Genomic DNA, 17596 nt, shown 5'->3' with positions numbered 1-17596 from the left:
CAGCTGCTGACGCGACCGCAGCAGTAGCGCGCGGAACAGTCCGTCACGCCAGTCCTGCGGCGCGTTGACCAGCGCCAGGTACTCGGCCTCATCGCCCTCGGCGATATCGAGCCGGGGCTGGAACCGGTCGTCGCGGACGAAGCAGCCGTCCACCACCCGGCTGCGCAGCAGCGGATGGGCGGCGAGTTCGCCGAGCACCTGCCGCATGATCGCCAGGTCCAGCGAGCCGTAGACGGTCGTAGTCGAGCGCCGCGGCGGTGGAGCAGATTCTCGATTCCCTGCCAGCCGACGATCCGGCCGACCCCACCGCCCGCCTCGAGGAATTCTGGCAACGCCTGATCACGTCGTTCGGCGACGATTCCGCGCTCTGGCAGGCGAACGCCGAATGCCTGAACCAGGCACTGCACTCCCCCGAACTGCGCACCGAACTCGCCGCGGCCCAGGAGCTGGCCCGCCGCGGCCTGTCGGAGGCCTTCGGCAACGACAGCACTGTCGGCGCCGTCATCCAGACGATGATCGGCGGCCTGCTGATGCAGTGGCTGATCGATCCCATGCACGCCCCCTCCGCCGCCGGCCTCACCGCCGGCGTCGAGGCGCTGCTTTCCCGCCCCGTTGGTCGGCCTATCTACTCCGCCGCGGCGGCTGCTGCCTCGGCCTCGGCGGCCAGCGTCCGGCGACGCACGCGGCGCGCGGCCGCGACCATATTGCGCAGTGACGGCTCGAGCTGCCAGTAGTGACGGGTCTTGAGGCCACCGTCCGGATTGGCCCAGAGCCGCTGCGGCGTCACGGCTTCCGCGGCCTTGGTGAGTAGTTCGTCGAACTCGTCGATGTCGGGAATCCGCGCCGAGCGGCTCTCGTACACGCCGGGGCCGACGCCGTGGCTGAGGCCGTGGCCGGTGGCGACGTCCTCGGTCAGGGCCTGCATCACCCATTCGATCGAGCGGGTGGCCACGATCGCGGTGACATCGGCGTCGAGCTGCTCGATCGCGTCGACCACCTCGGTGCGGCCGGAATAGCCGATGTGCGTGTGGATCTGGGTGTCGGCCCGCACGCCGGAGGTGGCCAGCTTGAACGCGCCCACCGCCCAGCGCAGGTACTCCTCGCGACCCAGCGGACGCGCGGGCAGCAGCTCGCGGATGGCGGGCTCGTCGACCTGGATGATCGCGATGCCCGCCTTCTCCAGGTCGACCACCTCGTCGCGGATGGCCAGCGCCACCTGATCGGCGGTCTCGTAGAGCGGCTGGTCCTGGCGCACGAACGAGCGGGCCAGCATGGTGACCGGTCCGGTGACCATGCCCTTGACCGGCTTGTCTGTCAGCGACTGCGCGTAGGTGGTCCAGTCGACCGACATCGGCGCGGGCCGCGACACGTCGCCGTAGATGATCGGCGGACGCACGCACCGCGATCCGTAGACCTGCACCCAGCCGAATCGGGTGGTGGCGAAACCGTCGAGCTGCTCGGCGAAGAACTGGATCATGTCGTTGCGCTCGTGCTCACCGTGCACGAAGACATCGAGACCGATGTCCTCCTGCAGCCGGATCGTCGCCTCGATCTCCGCCTCGACCTGCTTGCGGTAGTCCTGCTCGGACAGCCTGCCCTGGGCCACCTCATGGCGGGCCTGGCGCAGCCGCACGCTCTGCGGGAACGAACCCAGCGTCGTCGCGGGCACCACCGGCAGGTTCAGCCGTTCCTGCTGGGCGGCACGGCGCTCGACATACGGTTCACGCTCGCGCATGTCCGGGGTCACCGCGTACACCCGCTGGCGCACCGCGTGCTTCTGCTTGAAGTGCACCTCGGTCGGCCGCTTGCGCCAGTGGTCCGACGGGCCTTCGGTGAGCGCCTTGGCCAGCGAGACCACCTCGCCCACCTTCTGCTTGGCGAAGGCGAGCCGGTCGGCGACATTGCCGTCGATGTCGTACTCGGCGAGCACGTCGTAGGGCACGTGCAGCAGCGTGGTGCCGGTGGACACGACCAGGTCGGGGCAGACCTCGGCGAGCGAGTTCAGGTAGTTCAGGGTGACGTACCGGTCGGCGCGCCAGACGTTGGTGCCGCTGATGACACCGGCGTAGAGCCGCTTGCGCTTGATCCCGGGGATCGCCGCCAGCTCCTCCGGCGTCATCCGGTAGGAGGCCAGGTCGAGGCCGATCGCCTCGACATTGCTCGCGGCCAGGATCCGCAGCGCCTCACCGAAATCGCCGTACTGGCCGGTGACCAGGATGCGCGGACGCAGCGGCGCCTTCGACAGCCGCTGGTACGTCTTCTCGAACGCGGCCAGCTCGGCGGGCGAGCGCTCACCGGTGAAGCAGGGCTCGTCGAGCTGCACGCAGGTCGAGCCGCGCTTGGCGAGGATCTCGAACAGCTCCTCGTAGAACGGCAGCAGCTTGTCGAGCAGGCTCAGCGTGTCGAACTCGGCCTCGCCGGGCACGTGCCCCGCCTTCGACAGCAGCAGCAGCGACACCGGGCCGAGCACGACCGGGCGCAATTCGATCCCGCGCTCGATCGCCCGGTCCCACTCGTCGAGCAGGGCCTCGGGGTGCAGCGAGAACGTGGTGTCGGCGCCGAGTTCGGGCTGGCGGTAGTGGTAGTTGGAGCCGAACAGGCGCACCAGCTCGAGCGGCGGCAGGTCCGGGTTGCCGCGCGCCATCAGGAAGTAGAAGTCCAGGGGGTGCATGCCCTCCTGGTGTTCCTCGAAGCGCGACGGCACCGCGCCGAACAGCAGCGCGTTGTCGAGGATGTGGTCGTAGAAGGAGAAGGTGTTTCCCGGCACCTGCGTGAGTCCGGTCGCGGCCAGCTCGTTGAACTGACGCTCCTGGATGTCGCGGCCTACCGCGAGCAGTTCATCGCGCTCCAGCGATCCGCGCCAATACGACTCGAGCGCACGCTTGAGCTCGCGGTGCGGACCGATCCTCGGATATCCGAGAACGCTCGACCCGAATCCATCGGTGACGTTGACCATGACCGGGATACTCCCTTTCGATCACCTGCGCGGACTCCCCGGGCGACGCCGGCTCCCGCGCATTGCTGCGCTCGACATATCACCGGGCCGCGCGAGCGCGTCCGGCTACAGCAGCTTAGGCCGCGAACGCGACCCTTCGCCGTTCCCCCTGCAAACACCCCCGAAATGGCCGAAGGCCACCGTCATCGCTCAGTCGGTGATGACGGTGGCCTCCGGGGAGCAAACCCCTACTTGCCGTACTGGTAGAAACCGGCGCCGGTCTTCTTACCCAGCAGGCCCGCCTCGACCATGCGCATCAGCAGCGGCGGAGCCGAGTACAGCGGCTCCTTGAACTCGGCGTACATCGAGTCCGCGATCGACTTCACGGTGTCGAGGCCGACGAGGTCGGTCAGCGCCAGCGGGCCCATCGGGTGGGCACAGCCGAGCACCATCGCCTTGTCGACGTCTTCCTTGGTGGCGAAGCCCGACTCGACCATCCGGATGGCCGAGAGCAGGTACGGCACCAGCAGCGCGTTGACGACGAAGCCGGAGCGGTCGGCCGAGCGAACGACCTGCTTGCCCAGGATGTCGGCGGCGAACTGCTCGGCGCGCTTGGCGACCGGCTCGCTGGTCTTGAGCGTGGTGACCAGCTCGACCAGCGGCAGCACCGGCACCGGGTTGAAGAAGTGCAGACCGACAACGCGCTCGGGGTTCGCCGTGGCGACCGCGATCTTCATGATCGGGATGGAGGAGGTGTTGGAGGCGAGCACGGCGTCGGGGTCGGTGACGACCTTGTCCAGCTCGCTGAAGATGGCCGTCTTGACCTCTTCGTTCTCGACAACGGCTTCCACGACCAGCTGACGGTCGGCGAAGTCGCCGAGATCGGAGGTGAAGCGCAGCCGCCAGGCCGCCTGCTCCCGCTCGCGCTCGGTGATCTTGCCGCTGCTCACGCCACGGTCCAGCGAGCGCAGGATCCGAGCGCGGCCCGCGGCGGCGAGTTCGCGACTGGTCTCGTAGACGAGGACGTCGACGTGCGCGCGTGCGCACACTTCGGCGATGCCAGCGCCCATCTGTCCCGCGCCGATAATCCCGACGCGCTGAATCTTCTCGCTGCTGCTCACGTCCCGCTCCTGCTGTGTGTCTGGCTGTGGGGTGGCTGGGGTGGTCATGTCGACCAAGCTATAGGGATGCCCTCCCACGCCGGGGCTGTTCGGCGTGGGAGGGCGTGCTGGACGCGGAGCGTCCGTACACCCCTACCGGAGTAGAGGAAAGGTGTTGCTACTCAGAGCAACCCCAGGCGGATCAGTGGAACTGACCCTCTTCGGTCGAGCCCTTCAGGGCCGCGGTCGAGGTGTTGGGGTCGACGGTGGTGGCGATGGTGTCGAAGTAGCCGGCACCGACCTCACGCTGGTGCTTGATGGCGGTGAAGCCACGCTCGGCGGCAGCCTTGAACTCGCGCTCCTGCAGGTCGACGAACGCGGTCATGCCCTCGCGAGCGTAGCCGTGCGCCAGGTCGAACATGCCGTAGTTGAGCGAGTGGAAGCCGGCCAGGGTGATGAACTGGAACTTGAAGCCCATCGCGCCGAGCTCACGCTGGAACTTCGCGATGGTCGCGTCGTCCAGGTGCGCCTTCCAGTTGAACGAAGGCGAGCAGTTGTAGGCCAGCAGCTGGTCCGGGAACTCGCTGCGGACGGCCTCGGCGAACTTGCGCGCGACCTCGAGGTCCGGCACGCCGGTCTCCATCCAGATGAGGTCGGAGTACGGGGCGTAGGCCTTGGCACGCGCGATGCAGGGCTCGATGCCGTTCTTCACGCCGAAGAAGCCCTCGGCGGTACGGGTGCCGTCCAGGAACTCACGGTCGCGCTCGTCCACGTCGGTGGTGAGCAGGGTGGCGGCCTCGGCATCGGTGCGGGCGATGATCACCGACGGCACGCCGGCGACGTCGGCAGCCAGGCGCGCGGAGGTCAGGGTGCGGATGTGCTGCTGGGTCGGGATCAGCACCTTGCCACCGAGGTGGCCGCACTTCTTCTCCGAAGCCAGCTGGTCCTCCCAGTGGACACCGGCGGCACCAGCGGCGATCATCGCCTTCTGCAGCTCGTAGGCGTTCAGCGCGCCACCGAAGCCGGCCTCGGCGTCGGCCACGATCGGGGCCAGCCAGTTCTTGACCGAGGTGTCACCCTCGACCTTGGAGATCTCGTCGGCGCGCAGCAGCGCGTTGTTGATGCGACGGACCACCGACGGGACCGAGTTCGCCGGGTACAGCGACTGGTCGGGGTAGGTGTGGCCGGACAGGTTCGCGTCACCGGCGACCTGCCAGCCCGACAGGTAGATGGCCTTCAGGCCGGCGCGAACCTGCTGCACGGCCTGGTTGCCGGTGAGGGCGCCGAGGGAGTTGATGTAGTCCTCGTTGTTCACGAGGTCCCACAGGATCTCCGCACCGCGGCGGGCGAGGGTGTGCTCCTCGACAACGTTGCCCTGCAGGGCGACGACCTGCTCGGCGGTGTAGTTGCGGGTGATGCCCTTCCAGCGCGGGTTGGTGTCCCAATCCTGCTGGATCTCCGCAGCGGTCTTCGGGGTGCCGACAGTCGACATCTCTGACTCCACTTCCTCGGTGTGGTCGGTGCTCCTGCGGTCCGATCGCGAAACAACCGGCGGCTGAACGCTTTCGGTTGCGCGGTTCGTACTGCTGGAGCAATTTGCAGGCTTGCTAGGACTAGCTAGGGCCCAAGGGGTGTACTTCCACACGATGGCACACCAGGAAATAGCCGTCTACCTGTTGCTTGTGTGAATCTCAGCTAGGTTTGCCGCCGCGTTTGCTAACTTTGCGAAATTTGCGGGTTGATTGCAAGCACCGGGCCTACCGACGGGTAGCGCTGACCAGGAGTTTTAGCATAACGCCCGTACTGTTAGCGCTTGCCCGCCGGGTGCGACCCGACACGCCCAAGCCTGCCACCCTGTGACCTGTTTCACACACCACGCCGGGCAGGAATGGTGTGCGTGTCGTCACTGGCCGGGCACCTCGGATTCCGTCCTGGACACTCGTCCGTGAAAACGACAAGGTGACCCCATGAGGATTTCCAAGATCGCGGCGACGTCGCTGGCAGTGGTCGCGGCGACGGCCGCGGTGAGTCTGGTTCCGGCGGCCGCGGGCGCGCGGCCCGGCGCGGCGGGCACGGTCGTCGGCGTCGAGGCGCTGTCCGCCGCGGCGACACTGCCCGGTTCGGCGCGCGCCGAGCGACTGATCTACCGGTCGACCACCGCGGGCGACCAGCCGACCACGACCAGCGCCGCCGTGTACTTCCCTTCGGGCACGGCCCCCGAGGGCGGCTGGCCGGTGATCGCGTGGGCACACGGCACGGTCGGCCTCGGTGACGACTGCGCGTACAGCGTGGCCGGGCCCGCCGCGGTCGAGCGCGACTGGGCCTACCTCGGCACCTGGCTGGACCAGGGCTACGCGGTCGTTGCCGCCGATTACGCGGGCCTCGGCGGCCCGGGCGAGCACCCGTACCTGAACGGCATCGTCGAGGCGCACAACGTCGTCGACGCCGTCCACGCGGCCACCGCGCAGTACCCGGACCTGTCGAACAAGTGGGCCGTGGTCGGCCAGTCCCAGGGCGGCGGCGCCGCGGTCTTCACCGCCCGCTACGCCACCGAATTCGGCGGCCCCACCCTCGACTACCGCGGCGCCGTCGGCACGGGCGTCCCCGCCTACATCGAAGACGTCATCCAGCTACTGGGCCCCGGCATGCCGCCGATCGCCCTGAGCTCCCACCTGTCGGCCTACGTGCTCTACATCCTCAACGGCCTGCGCACCACATTCCCCGACCTCGACATCGAAAGCCTGCTGACCGACTCGGGCCGCACCTGGGTCGACCGCGCCGCAACCGCCTGCATCGGCCCCCTCGGCGACGAACTCGCCGCCGCCGAACCCAGCGTCGGCAGCATGTTCACCCGCCCCCTGTCCTCGATCCCCGACCTCCACGGCCTGCTCTCCCGCTACATGGGCCTCCCCGAATCCGGCTACGACCGCCCCCTCCTCCTCGCCCAGGGCCTCCGCGACACCGACGTGGTAACCCCCGAAACCCTCCGCTTCGCCGCCGTCCTCGAAGCCAACCGCCAACCGGCCACCCTCCGCACCTACCCCACCGACCACGACGCCACCGTCAACGCCTCCCTCCCCGACTCCCTCCCCTTCGTCCGCGGGCTGTTCGCCTGACATCGCCCTCGAACGGTGCCGGGTTCCGCGCATCCCATTCCCGCCGGGCCGTCGCGGGGCTCAACTCGTCGGCGGCTCGAAGCTCGCCAACATCTGTTCGAGCGCGGCTTGGTCAGGCCCGACGAACGGATCGGTGGATGGCGCCGCGGAGAGCATCTCCACATATTCCGGCGTGCGTCCCTCGGCGGGCGGGAGGTGCGTGCTGAGGATCCGCCGCGGGTCCATCGCGCGCAATTCCGAGACGGTGGCGAGAAATTTGTCCTCGTCCACGATGCGCACCCACGGGCTGTCCACCGCCGCCCAGAGGTGTTGCGCCGCGCGCACCGCAGCGCTGGGTGCGTAGCCGACGTCGTCGGCGGTCGCGAGTTCGGCGCTGGGCATCGGCGCGCCGAAACAGTCCGAGGAGAAGCACGAGCTACTGCTCTCGTCGTAGAACCCGACAGTGCTCGGATTGTCGAACAGCGGTGGGCGAAACGCGATGAGACGCCGATCGCCGACGTCGAGGGATTGCCCCGGGTTCAGCAGGAATACGCGGTTCAGCGGGACCGGGCGCGCGCACGACATGATGCCGACACCGAGGAAAGTCGTGACCAGCCGCGCGTTCGGCGCGGCATCGAGCAGGTCGAACAGCGATCCGGTGTGGTCACGATCGGGGTGCGTGAGCCAAATCCATTTCACGTCCGCGGGGTCAACCACCGAGGCCAGCGCCTCGATGAATCCGCGACCGGGCAGGCTGAGCCCGGTATCGACGACGACAGGCTCCGCCGCATGCAGAACGTAGGCGTTCACCGGCAGGTGGCCGATACCCGGAACTTCCAGCTCGTCGGCAAGAGCGGTGATGTCGCGCTCGATTCGATTGATTCGCATACATGACGCTAGGACTTTCTCGGCGTGCCCGGCATCCCACAAACCTGGTATTTCCGCCTCCTACCAGGCGGATTACCAGATGGCACCCGACTCAGCGGCGCGCGGTCGTCGGTATGGCGATCTCGACGGTTGCATGCAGCTCTATCCGGCATGCTCCGGGACTGGGACTGCTATCACGTCGATGATTCGCTCCAGTCCGGCATAGTCCTTCGGATTGGTGGTGAAGAGCGGCAACTGCTCCGCCGCAGCGATCGCGGCGATCATCAGGTCGGCGGTGCGGGCACGCGGTGTGCGGCCGATCGCGCGCACTGCCGCCGAAATGCGACCGTACGCTCGCGCCGCCTCCGCATCGAACGGGATCGGGTCGAATTGGCTTTCCGCGCGCTGCAGCACCTCCAAGCGCCTGGCGCGTTCCTCGTGTTCGTCGTAGTCGCTCTGGTCCGCATTACTCCGGACGGCATGCGGCCCAGCCGACAATTCCGCCAAGGTGATGGCGCTGATCGCCATCTCCACCGGCAACGTCTCCGGGTCGATCTTCCGGCGCAGGATCAGGATGTTGGTGTCCAGCAACCCGGCCTCGGGGATCTCACCGGTCATACGGGCTGCTCAGCTCGCTGTCGGCCACGGCGTCGAGATCGGCTCGGAACTGCGCCGCATCGACCAGTGGCGCATTCCGCGACATCGCGGCGAAGTCCGCACGTGTGACGAACCGCCTCCGTCGCCGCAGTGGGATGAGCTCACCGATCCGATGACCATCCCGCGTGACCGTGAAGGATCGGCCGTGCTCGACGGCGTCCATAATCTCTTTCGATCGATTGCGCAGATCGCGCTGGGTGATCTCCGGCTGTGGCATAACCCCAGCGTAGGCCCGTATAGCACTGAGTGCCACTAGGTGCCACAGTCCTGCCCGAACAGCACGAGGCTGCCCGCTCCTCAGCATCGACGCTTCCCGCTCACGCCGTCGGTGGATGCACTGTGCGCCAGTGCTCGGCGATGTCGATCCGCCGGGCGATCCACACTCCGTCATGCGTCTGCACATGATCGAGGAAGCGTTCCAGCGCCGCGGTGCGCGCCGGGCGGCCCGCGAGGCGGCAGTGCAGGCCGACCGAGAGCATCTTCGGACTGCCTTCGGCGCCTTCGCGGTACAGCACGTCGAAGGCGTCGCGCAGGTGGGCGAAGAACTGTTCGCCGCTGGGGAAGCCCGCCGGGGAGGCGAAGCGCATGTCGTTGGTGTCGAGGGTGTACGGGACGACCAGGTGGTCGTGGCCGTCGACCTCGGTCCAGTACGGGAGGTCGTCGGCGTAGGAGTCGGCGTCGTAGACGAAACCGCCGTGCTCGACCACGAGCTCGCGGGTATTCGGGGAGTCGCGACCGGTGTACCAGCCCAGCGGGGGCGCGCCGGTCAGCTCGGTGAGGATGCGGACCGCTTCGGCCATGTCGGCGCGTTCGGTCTCGCGGTCGACGAGCTGATACGACTTCCACCGCAACCCGTGGCAGGCGATCTCGTGGCCGAGTTCCCGAAAGGCCGCCACCGCTTCGGGATTGCGCTGCATGGCCCGCGCCACGGCGAAGATGGTGAGCGGGAGATCCCGCCGCTCGAACGCGCGCAGCACCCGCCACAGACCGGCCCTTGATCCGTATTCGTACAGCGATTCCATGCTCATGTGCCGGTTCGGGAACGCCTCGGCCGGAGTCATCTCGGACAGGAACGTCTCCGAGTGCGGCGAACCGTCGAGGACGTTGTTCTCCCCGCCCTCTTCGTAATTCAGCACGAACTGCACGGCGATGCGCGCGCCGCCGGGCCACAGCGGGTCCGGCGGTTTCGGCCCGTAGCCGACGAAGTCGCGGACCTCGCTCATCCGCCCAGCTCCCCGTACAGACGGAGCCGGGCGAGCCCACCGTCGGGGTAGATGTCGAGCCGCACCTCCTCGACGGATGCGGCCGCCGGCGTGAGGGCGAACCGGTGCCGGGTGTCGGGCAGCAGGTCGGTCCGGGGCAGCAACTCGACTTCGGTTCCGTCGGTGGTGAATCCGGTGAGCGAGGCGGCGCCGGGGCTGTTGCCGAGGAAGCAGGAGGTGTCGATCTCGGCGAGCCGGATCGCACCGGGACCCGCCAATTTGATCCGCACCCAGTCGTTTCCGTCGTCGCGGCGGCGGGCGGTCTCCCAGCCGTCGCCCATGACGCGGGCGAGGCCGGGATAGAGCAGCTGGTTGGGCGAGCTGTAGAAGCGGTTCGAGCAGTCGAGTACCAGCGCGCCGTTCTCCAGCGCGGCCAGGTCGAGCGGTCCGAGACCGAGCAGCGCCGGGTCGGGCCTGCCTTCACCGTGCACGCGCAGGCGGGCGACACCACCGTCGGGGTGCATGGTGAGTTTCACGTGGGTCCAGCGATTTCCGCTGTCGACGGTGAACGGGTTTCGGCTGTCGCCGCCCACCTTCACTCGGTCGAGCAGGGTCACCCAGTCGGTCCGCGCCGCGATCTCGTCGGCGGGCGGGTAGCCGTCGATCGCCAGCGCCGACAGCGACACCTCCGGCGGATAGTTGCCCTTGAACCAGGCGGTGTCCACCACGACGCCGCGGATCACGCCGGGCACACCGAGCCGCACGATCGCACTGTCGTCACCGGGTGTGCCACGGTGCCTGCGGGTTTCCCACCCGTCGTAGACCTGGCCTTTGTGCCCGAACGTCGACGGCTGGTATTCGGCCGGACCCGGGTTGACCAGGTTCTCCTTCTCCGCGAAGAACTCGTCGTTCGCCCAGATCACGGATCCGCCGAGTGGGCGCACCGCCAGATCGGGTAGGAGCGTGAAGTCTTCGCTGCCCTGGTGTTCGCTCACCATGCCTCCTGTTTCGTCCGGTGCCGTGCGACGCGTCATCACCGATCCAGCGGTGGGCGGCGCGCGGCCAATGCCTCGAGCAGCGGCACAGTGAGTTCCGGTGCACGGGAGCGCAATTCCTCCTCGACAATCGCGCCGCAGCGCAGCCCGCGCAGCACCGTCGTCGACAACGCCTCCGCCGTCGCCGGTTCGTCTACCACACCACCGGAGCGCCGATCCAGGTAAGCCTGCAAGCGCGGGACGGCGACGTCGGTGGCAATGCGGAAGAAGTCGTAGGTCGCCAGCCAGCGGGTGACGAGGTGACCGGGGTGCATGTCCCAGCCCTGGTAGTAGCCGCGGCGCAACGCCCGCTCGACCAGGCGATGGTGATTGCGGAACGCCCCTTCGGGATCGTCGTCGGGAACGATCTGGGTGGAGCCGTCGCAGATCCACACCCCCGTCTGCGCGGCCGCCGCCTGCATCACGGCTTTGGCGTAATCGGCCGCCGGATGGTCGAGCGCCTGGTCGGTGGCGGCGACGCCGCAGGCCGCGGTGTAGTCGTAGGTGCCGAAATGCAGTGCACTGCAACGACCGTCCGCGAGTGCGATCATGCGGGCGATCGGCGCGCTCCCGTCGGCGGCGATGATCGCCTGCGGGCTCTCGATCTGCAGTTCGAAGCGCAGGGTCCGATCGGGCAGACCGTTGCCACGCTCGATGCCGGAGCACAGGTCGACGATCGCCGAGACCTGGTCGGCCGCTCTGATTTTCGGCACCGTGAAGACGAAGCCGGGGAGCACCCCACCAGCCCCGTCGAGCACGAGTTCGAGAGTGCGCAGTGCGCGTCTGCGCTCGTTCGCGGCCAAACCCTTGGTGCGGATGCCGAACGATTCCGGGGCGCCCGGCTTTCCGGCCCAGCTCGCCAGCGTCTTGCCCGCGGCAGTCGCGGCGGCGTCCTCCTCGTCGTCGGCGCGGAAGCCGTAGCCGTCCTCGAAATCGATCCGCAGGTCCTGCACCGGCTGCTCGGTAAGTCTGCGCCGGACGGCGGGCAGTGCGTTGGTGACGTCGAGACCGACGAGGAAGTCGGCGTGCCGGTGCAGCAGGTCGAGCGCGGCGGCACCCCACTCGGCCGGTGTGTCGGCGGTGGCGCGGTCGGCGCCCACATAGGCGGTGTGCACCGGCTGGACCCGGTCACCCGCTCCCGGGTACCGCGTCCGCAGCTCGGCGTCGACGGCGTCGAGCCTCGCCTCGATGCGGGCGCGGATGTGCTCGGGAAGATGGGAGTTCACCCGGCGGCTCCTTCGTTGATGGTCCGCCACACCCGGTCGGCGGTCATCGGTAGTCGGTCCGGCCGGGCGCCGATGGCGTCGCGGATCGCGTTCGCCAGGGCGGGCGCCACCGGGTTGTAGGGGGACTCACTCATCGATTTGGCACCCAGCGGGCCCAGCTCGTCACTGGTTTCGGCGAAATAGACCTCTGTGCGGGGCAGATCCGCGAACTGCGGAATGTGATAGTGGCGCAGCGTCCTGGTGGTCACCACACCGTGATCGGTGCGCATGTCCTCGTAGAGCGCGGTGCCCAGCGCCTGGGCGACCCCGCCCTCCACCTGACCGCGCAGCTGCACCGGGTTGAGCACCGTGCCCGCGTCCGCCACCTGGACCGATTGCAGAATCCGCACCTCGCCGGTGCCCGGCCGGACCGCGACCCGGAAGGCGTGCACATTGAAACTCACCGAGCGCGGCGTCCCCGCGTGAGTGCCGTGCGCGAGGAGGTCACCGTCGGCGAGCAGCTGGGTCGCGGTGAGCAGCTCGTCGCCACAGCGCACCCCGCCCGCTTCGAGCAGGCAGTCCCGTTCGGGGTGCCCGCTGATCTTGGCGGCCCTGGCCAGCAGCATCGCGTGCAGTTCCAGCGCGGCCGCGTAGGAGGCCTTGCCCGCGACCATGGTGCCGGTGGAGCCGAAGGCGCCGGTGTCGTGGCCGACGACGTCGGTGTCGGACTGGCGGATCCTGATGCAGTCGGCGGTGGTGGCGAGTGCGGTCGCGGCGAGCTGGGCGTGCACGGTGGTGGTGCCGTTGCCGAATTCGGCGGTGCCGACACCGATCTCGTAGGAGCCGTCGGCGAGCAGGCGCGCGGTGGCGTCGGCGTGGTGGCCGCGCGGTGGCACGGTGGCGATCATCGCGACGGCCATGCCCTCGCCGACCAGCCAGTCCGGGCCCGGCGCGGTGACGCCGTTGCCGCGGCGCAGCGCCTGCTGGGCGGTGTCGAGGCACTGGTCGAGGCCATAGCTGCCGAAGGTCAGGTCGCCCTCGTCGACCTCGGCGCCGGTGAACCGGTCACCGGGGACCACCACATTGCGGCGGCGGAATTCGAACGGATCGATCCCGAGTTCGCGGGCCAGCTCATCGATCGCGCACTCGACGGCGAAGATCACCTGCCCCAGCCCGTAGCCGCGGAACGCGCCGGACGGAACGTTGTTGGTGTACACCGCTTGTGCGTCGACCCGTTTGTTCGGGCAGCGGTACACCGCCACCGATTCGCCGACGGAATGGAACAGCACGCCCGCGCTGTGATTGCCGTAGGCGCCTGCGTCGGAGAGGACGTCGACCGCGAGCGCGGTCAGGGTGCCCGCCGCGTCGGCGGCCGCGGTCACCGCGACCCGCATCGGGTGACGGCAGGGGGCCGAGGTGAATTCGTCGGTGCGGGTGAACTCGTACTGCACCGGATGCCCCGTCCGCAGCACCGCCAGCGCGATCAGGTCCTCGACCAGCATCTCCTGCTTCGCCCCGAACCCGCCGCCGACCCGGGCCGTGAACACCCGCACGCGGTCCCGGTCGAGCCCGAACACGTGGCACAGTTCGTCGCGCACCAGGAACGGCACCTGCGAACTCGTCCGGACGACGAGCCTGCCCGCGTCGTCGAGCCAGCCGATGCCACCGTGGGTTTCCAGATGCACGTGCTGCACGCGCGGCGAATGCCACACACCACGAACTACTTTCGCCGCCTGCTCGATTCCTCCGTCGAAATTACCGACCCCACCGTGGATCTCGGCCACGAGATTGCGACCGCTGTCGGCGATGCGCGCCGACTCCGGCTTGTCGGCATGCAGTTTCGGGGCATCGTCGGCCACGGCGATCTCCGGGTCGAAAACCGCAGGCAGTAGCTCATATTCGACCCGCAGCGCACGCACCCCGGCCCGCGCGGCATCCAGCGTCTCCCCCACCACCGCGGCCACCCGCTGCCCCGCGAACCGCATCGTCCGATCGAGCACGAACGTGTCGTCCGGATCGTCCTCCCGAAACTCGTGCCGCGCCGTCGAGAACGCCGTCGCAGGCGCATCCGTGTGCGTCAGCACCAGCCGCACCCCCGGAACCGCCTGCGCCGCAGCGGTATCGATAGACATGATGCGCGCATGCGGATGCGGACTGGTGAGCACAGCCAGATGCCACGGCGCACTCGGCGGCATCTGCTCCCCCGCCCCCGGCACCACGTCGAACGTGAACGCCTCCCCACCGCGCACAATCCGCGCCCCGGCCGGAGCCCCCACCCTGTCCCCGATCTGCCCCGCACCGTACTTGCCCTGCATCGCCCCATCGACCCGCGCCGCGACAGCCCGCACGGCCGAATCCCCGACCGGCGGGCCTTCACCAGCCGACACGGTGGTGCGCTCGCCCCAGTCCTCCTGAGCGCCCTTCACATACGATCCGACCGCAGGCCCCTCGGCGACGAGCTCCTCGCCGTCGTCGGGGGTACCGGCCGACGTCGACGACGCTCGCGCGTCAGGACGCGAAGGCGTTGCGGGAGAATGCGCTTGCGAACCGCCGACCGTGGATCGCCCCTCCAAGGCGTCGGCGATGGCGCGGTAGCCCGTACAGCGGCACAGGTTTCCCTTCATCAACTCGGCGCGCTCGGCATCGGTGACGGCGGCTGCCGAGTCCGGTGAGGCGGCCGAGTCGCCATCGGCAGGCCGACCGACCGCCAGACCGGTCGCGGTGACGACCATTCCCGCAGTGCAGAACCCACATTGGAACCCGGCATGCTCGACGAAGCTGCGCTGCACAGGATTCGGGCCGTCATCGCCCCCCAGTCCGGCGGCCGTCCTCACACTGCGATCCTCGGCGCGGTAGGCGGGAATCAGGCAGGAGTGGACCGGTTCGCCGTCGAGCAGGACCGAGCACGCCCCGCAGTCTCCGGCGTCACAGCCCTTCTTGACCGCGAGCTCGCCCTGTTCACGGAGCAGAGTGCGCAGGCATTGGCCGGGGCGCGCGGTCACCTCGACCGCGCGGCCGTCGATGTTCAGCCTCATGAACCACCTCCTGGTGCCGTGGTCAGCACGATCCGCCCGCGCAGGCCGCCTTCGGCGAGGCGGGTGTGGGCGTGGGCGGCCTGTTCGAGGGGCAGGGTGCCGGCCACGCGCAGGGTGAGGTCGTAGGCGGCGAGGGTGGCCAGGGCGGCGCCGTCGGCACTGATCCAGGTGTGGTGAACGCGGATGCCGCGCAACGGGATCGGGTCGGCGCCGCCGACGACGGTGACGAACGACCCGCGATTGCGCACGGTGGCCAGGGCCATGGCGCTCAGACCTGCGGTGTCCAGCACGGCATCGACACCGCCCGGCACGAGCGCTCGTACAGCTTCGGCCAGGTCGGGGACATCACGCGGCACCACCCACTCGGCACCCAGCGCACGCACGACATCGGCATCGGCTTCACCCACCTGAGCGACCACCCGCACCCCACGCCACCGCGCGGCGATCTCGACCGCGAACCCGCCGACCGCACCCGCCGCACCGGTCACCAGCAGGGTGTCGCCCTCGGCGAGCTCGAGCAGGTCGAGGGCCTGGAAAGCGGTGAGCCCGTTCAGCGGCAGGGTTGCCGCCTCGACCGCGGAGACCCCGGTGGGGGCGGGCGCCACGGCCGACGCGTCGAGCACCAGATAGTCCGCATAGCTGCCCAGCGACCGATCGAGCAGGTCACGCAACCCGATCACCTGCTGCCCCACCGCGAATCCGTCCACCCCGGCGCCGACCTCGTCGATCTCTCCCGCGACGTCCCAGCCGATCCCGGTCACCGCGCGTGGCGCCATCAACCCCGCCTCCACCAGCGCCCCCGCCCTGGTCACCGCGTCGACGGGATTCACCGCCGCCGCCGACACCCGGATCCTGACCTGACCCGGCCCAGGGACGGGCACGGCGACGTCGACGAGTTCGAGTGCTTCCGGTCCGCCGAAAGTGTGGACGACCACTGCGCGCATGATGATTTCTCTTTCTCCAGTAGGTACTGACAAACCTAGGGAGAGCTACTCTCTGTCGGGAAGTACGCACCATGAAGTGCGTACCGCACGTGAGGGAGAGCGATGAGCACACGCACCGCCGCCGAGCGCCGCGCCGAAGCGGGCGCGGCCTACAACGCCTACGTGGCGGAATGCCCGGCTCGGCAACTGCTGGACCGGATCGGCGACAAGTGGGTGAGCCTGGCGATCAACGCGCTCGCCGACGGCCCGCTGCGCTATAGCGAGGTCGACCAGCGGCTGGCGGGCGTGAGCCAGAAGATGCTCACCCAAACCCTGCGCAATCTCGAACGCGACGGCCTGCTCACCCGCACCGTGCTGCCCGAGGTACCGGTCCGGGTCGAATACCGCCTGACCCCGCTCGGCGAGGAACTGCTGCCGGTCATGCGGACCATCAAGAGCTGGGCCGAGCAGCACATGGATCAGGTGCTCACCGCCCGCGCCGCCTACGATGCGCAGTCCTGAGTTCACGCCGCCTCCCTGAGCTCGGCGGCCACTTCGGTGGCCAGCAGCCCGGTCACGTGCGCGCGCCAGTCCGGCGCGCCGTGCGGGTCGTCGAACCACAGCTCCGGCTCGATCTCGGCCACCGCCGCGGCGACGTCGGCATCGCCTGGCACGGTGTCGAAGTCGAGGACCACGGGTCGCACCGTCGCGGCGGTCACGGTGATCGCGCACCGGTCGTCGGCGGTGCGCCTGCCCATCACCACCGCTCCGGACCGTCCGAGCGGAGCCAGCGCGATCTTGCGAAAACTGGTGCGCGCCAACAGGCTCGACGTCGGCACCAGGAAGGACCGCACCACCGCACCAGCGGCGAGGACATTCTCACCGGCCCCGGTAACGAAGTCGCGCAACAGTATTCGGCGCTCACCGCCACCACGCGGCCAGATGACCACCGTGGCGTCCAGCGCGACCAGCGCACCGAGAACAGCCCCGGCGGGCAGCGACAGGCAGACGTTCCCGCCGACCGTCGCCGTGCGCCAGATCTTGTGCGAGGCCAGCAGCGCCCGGCAGCCCTGCGCGAACAGCGCGGTGCCAGGCCACTCCGGTCGCAGCACCGCCGACCCGAGTTCCCGGCCGGGCCCGGCGCCTGCCAGTTCCGCGAGCGTGCAGGTCGCGGCGATCTCGAGGCCGTCGCCGCGCTCCACCAGGGGTGTCCAGCCGAGCGTGGTGATATCGACGAGCCGGTCGAGATGGTCGTGCGGTTCGGAGAACAGGAAGGTGCCGCCCGCCAGGACCGCGCTCCCCGGGCCGACCTGTGCCAGGTCGGCGCGTTCGCGGGCGAGAACCACCTCCCGAACAGTGTCCAGATCCACGTTCACCTCGCTTGCCTCACCAGCCACACTAGGGGCCTGGAGTTGCCGCGATGTTGCGCGACACCCGCGCCGGATTGCGGGGCGGTTAACCGGTGTACGTCATCCAGTGTGCGCCGACCAGATCGAAACCGCAGTTCAGAACCCCGGCACCGGCAGCGGCGCCCATCGGCACC

The 17596-nt window shown here is 69.1% G+C and carries 15 protein-coding genes; 3 read left to right on the top strand and 12 right to left on the bottom strand.

Features of this window, described 5'->3' with window-relative positions; all coding sequences use genetic code 11:
• The first annotated feature begins 257 nt into the window (after positions 1-257).
• A complete protein-coding gene (locus IEY60_RS07225) occupies positions 258-734 on the top strand; it encodes a hypothetical protein (protein ID WP_189025385.1) in 477 nt (158 codons plus the stop codon).
• Here the strand turns inward: IEY60_RS07225 and metE are convergent.
• From metE to aceA, 3 genes are all read right to left on the bottom strand, one after another.
• Entirely contained in the window at positions 626-2956 is a 2331-nt protein-coding gene (gene metE / locus IEY60_RS07220) for a 5-methyltetrahydropteroyltriglutamate--homocysteine S-methyltransferase (protein WP_189025383.1), read from the bottom strand. The two genes, IEY60_RS07225 and metE, sit on opposite strands and share 109 nt — an antisense overlap.
• Before the next feature lie 227 nt (positions 2957-3183).
• A complete protein-coding gene (locus tag IEY60_RS07215; protein ID WP_268241459.1) occupies positions 3184-4056 on the bottom strand; it encodes a 3-hydroxybutyryl-CoA dehydrogenase in 873 nt (290 codons plus the stop codon).
• 181 nt (positions 4057-4237) lie between these two features.
• Positions 4238-5527, bottom strand: coding sequence for an isocitrate lyase (gene aceA, locus IEY60_RS07210; protein WP_189025379.1), 1290 nt, complete (start codon positions 5525-5527; stop codon positions 4238-4240).
• Positions 5528-6002: 475 nt separating this feature from the next.
• Here aceA and IEY60_RS07205 point away from each other — a divergent pair, with 475 nt between their 5' ends.
• Positions 6003-7151: an alpha/beta hydrolase family protein gene (locus tag IEY60_RS07205; protein ID WP_189025377.1), complete on the top strand. Its 1149-nt coding sequence runs from the start codon at positions 6003-6005 to the stop codon at positions 7149-7151.
• Between the two features lie 60 nt (positions 7152-7211).
• Here the strand turns inward: IEY60_RS07205 and IEY60_RS07200 are convergent, their stop codons facing one another.
• The 8 genes from IEY60_RS07200 to IEY60_RS07165 all read right to left on the bottom strand — a co-directional run bounded on the left by IEY60_RS07200 (position 7212) and on the right by IEY60_RS07165 (position 16074).
• Positions 7212-8018, bottom strand: coding sequence for an MBL fold metallo-hydrolase (locus IEY60_RS07200; RefSeq protein ID WP_189025375.1), 807 nt, complete (start codon positions 8016-8018; stop codon positions 7212-7214).
• 141 nt (positions 8019-8159) lie between these two features.
• Positions 8160-8615, bottom strand: coding sequence for a type II toxin-antitoxin system VapC family toxin (locus IEY60_RS07195; RefSeq protein ID WP_189025372.1), 456 nt, complete (start codon positions 8613-8615; stop codon positions 8160-8162).
• Complete coding sequence (locus IEY60_RS07190; RefSeq protein ID WP_189025370.1) at positions 8605-8871, bottom strand: type II toxin-antitoxin system Phd/YefM family antitoxin; 267 nt, start codon at positions 8869-8871, stop codon at positions 8605-8607. Before IEY60_RS07190 ends, IEY60_RS07195 begins: the two co-directional genes overlap by 11 nt.
• Positions 8872-8971: 100 nt before the next feature.
• Positions 8972-9877 (bottom strand): allantoinase PuuE, encoded by a 906-nt coding sequence (gene puuE / locus IEY60_RS07185; protein WP_189025368.1) that lies wholly within the window; start codon positions 9875-9877, stop codon positions 8972-8974.
• Positions 9874-10851: an allantoicase gene (gene alc, locus IEY60_RS07180; protein WP_229739630.1), complete on the bottom strand. Its 978-nt coding sequence runs from the start codon at positions 10849-10851 to the stop codon at positions 9874-9876. Before alc ends, puuE begins: the two co-directional genes overlap by 4 nt.
• 38 nt (positions 10852-10889) lie before the next feature.
• A complete protein-coding gene (locus IEY60_RS07175) occupies positions 10890-12116 on the bottom strand; it encodes a DUF6986 family protein (RefSeq protein WP_189025366.1) in 1227 nt (408 codons plus the stop codon).
• Positions 12113-15130: a molybdopterin-dependent oxidoreductase gene (locus IEY60_RS07170; protein WP_189025364.1), complete on the bottom strand. Its 3018-nt coding sequence runs from the start codon at positions 15128-15130 to the stop codon at positions 12113-12115. Before IEY60_RS07170 ends, IEY60_RS07175 begins: the two co-directional genes overlap by 4 nt.
• Positions 15127-16074: an NADP-dependent oxidoreductase gene (locus IEY60_RS07165; protein ID WP_189025362.1), complete on the bottom strand. Its 948-nt coding sequence runs from the start codon at positions 16072-16074 to the stop codon at positions 15127-15129. Before IEY60_RS07165 ends, IEY60_RS07170 begins: the two co-directional genes overlap by 4 nt.
• A gap of 102 nt (positions 16075-16176) precedes the next feature.
• On the opposite strand from IEY60_RS07165, the gene IEY60_RS07160 reads away from it, so the two are divergent.
• The gene (locus IEY60_RS07160; protein ID WP_189025360.1) at positions 16177-16575 is read left to right on the top strand and encodes a winged helix-turn-helix transcriptional regulator; all 399 of its coding nucleotides are present in this window, start codon (positions 16177-16179) and stop codon (positions 16573-16575) included.
• A gap of 2 nt (positions 16576-16577) precedes the next feature.
• Here the strand turns inward: IEY60_RS07160 and IEY60_RS07155 are convergent, their stop codons facing one another.
• Positions 16578-17423 carry an FAD binding domain-containing protein gene (locus IEY60_RS07155; RefSeq protein WP_189025358.1) on the bottom strand — a complete coding sequence of 282 codons (846 nt, stop codon included), beginning with the start codon at positions 17421-17423 and terminating at the stop codon, positions 16578-16580.
• Positions 17424-17596 lie beyond the last annotated feature (173 nt).

Source organism: Nocardia rhizosphaerihabitans (assembly GCF_014646295.1).
Classification (GTDB): domain Bacteria; phylum Actinomycetota; class Actinomycetes; order Mycobacteriales; family Mycobacteriaceae; genus Nocardia; species Nocardia rhizosphaerihabitans.
This window is presented reverse-complemented; position numbering and strand designations above follow the sequence as displayed.

Bases quoted from the DNA above. Each gene is read 5' to 3' on its own strand.
- metE (WP_189025383.1), bottom strand. From the start codon at position 2,956: ATGGTCAACGTCACCGATGGATTCGGGTCGAGCGTTCTCGGATATCCG.
- aceA (WP_189025379.1), bottom strand. From the start codon at position 5,527: ATGTCGACTGTCGGCACCCCGAAGACCGCTGCGGAGATCCAGCAGGAT.
- IEY60_RS07205 (WP_189025377.1), top strand. From the start codon at position 6,003: ATGAGGATTTCCAAGATCGCGGCGACGTCGCTGGCAGTGGTCGCGGCG.
- IEY60_RS07200 (WP_189025375.1), bottom strand. From the start codon at position 8,018: ATGCGAATCAATCGAATCGAGCGCGACATCACCGCTCTTGCCGACGAG.
- IEY60_RS07195 (WP_189025372.1), bottom strand. From the start codon at position 8,615: ATGACCGGTGAGATCCCCGAGGCCGGGTTGCTGGACACCAACATCCTG.
- IEY60_RS07190 (WP_189025370.1), bottom strand. From the start codon at position 8,871: ATGCCACAGCCGGAGATCACCCAGCGCGATCTGCGCAATCGATCGAAA.
- puuE (WP_189025368.1), bottom strand. From the start codon at position 9,877: ATGAGCGAGGTCCGCGACTTCGTCGGCTACGGGCCGAAACCGCCGGAC.
- IEY60_RS07170 (WP_189025364.1), bottom strand. From the start codon at position 15,130: ATGAGGCTGAACATCGACGGCCGCGCGGTCGAGGTGACCGCGCGCCCC.
- IEY60_RS07165 (WP_189025362.1), bottom strand. From the start codon at position 16,074: ATGCGCGCAGTGGTCGTCCACACTTTCGGCGGACCGGAAGCACTCGAA.
- IEY60_RS07160 (WP_189025360.1), top strand. From the start codon at position 16,177: ATGAGCACACGCACCGCCGCCGAGCGCCGCGCCGAAGCGGGCGCGGCC.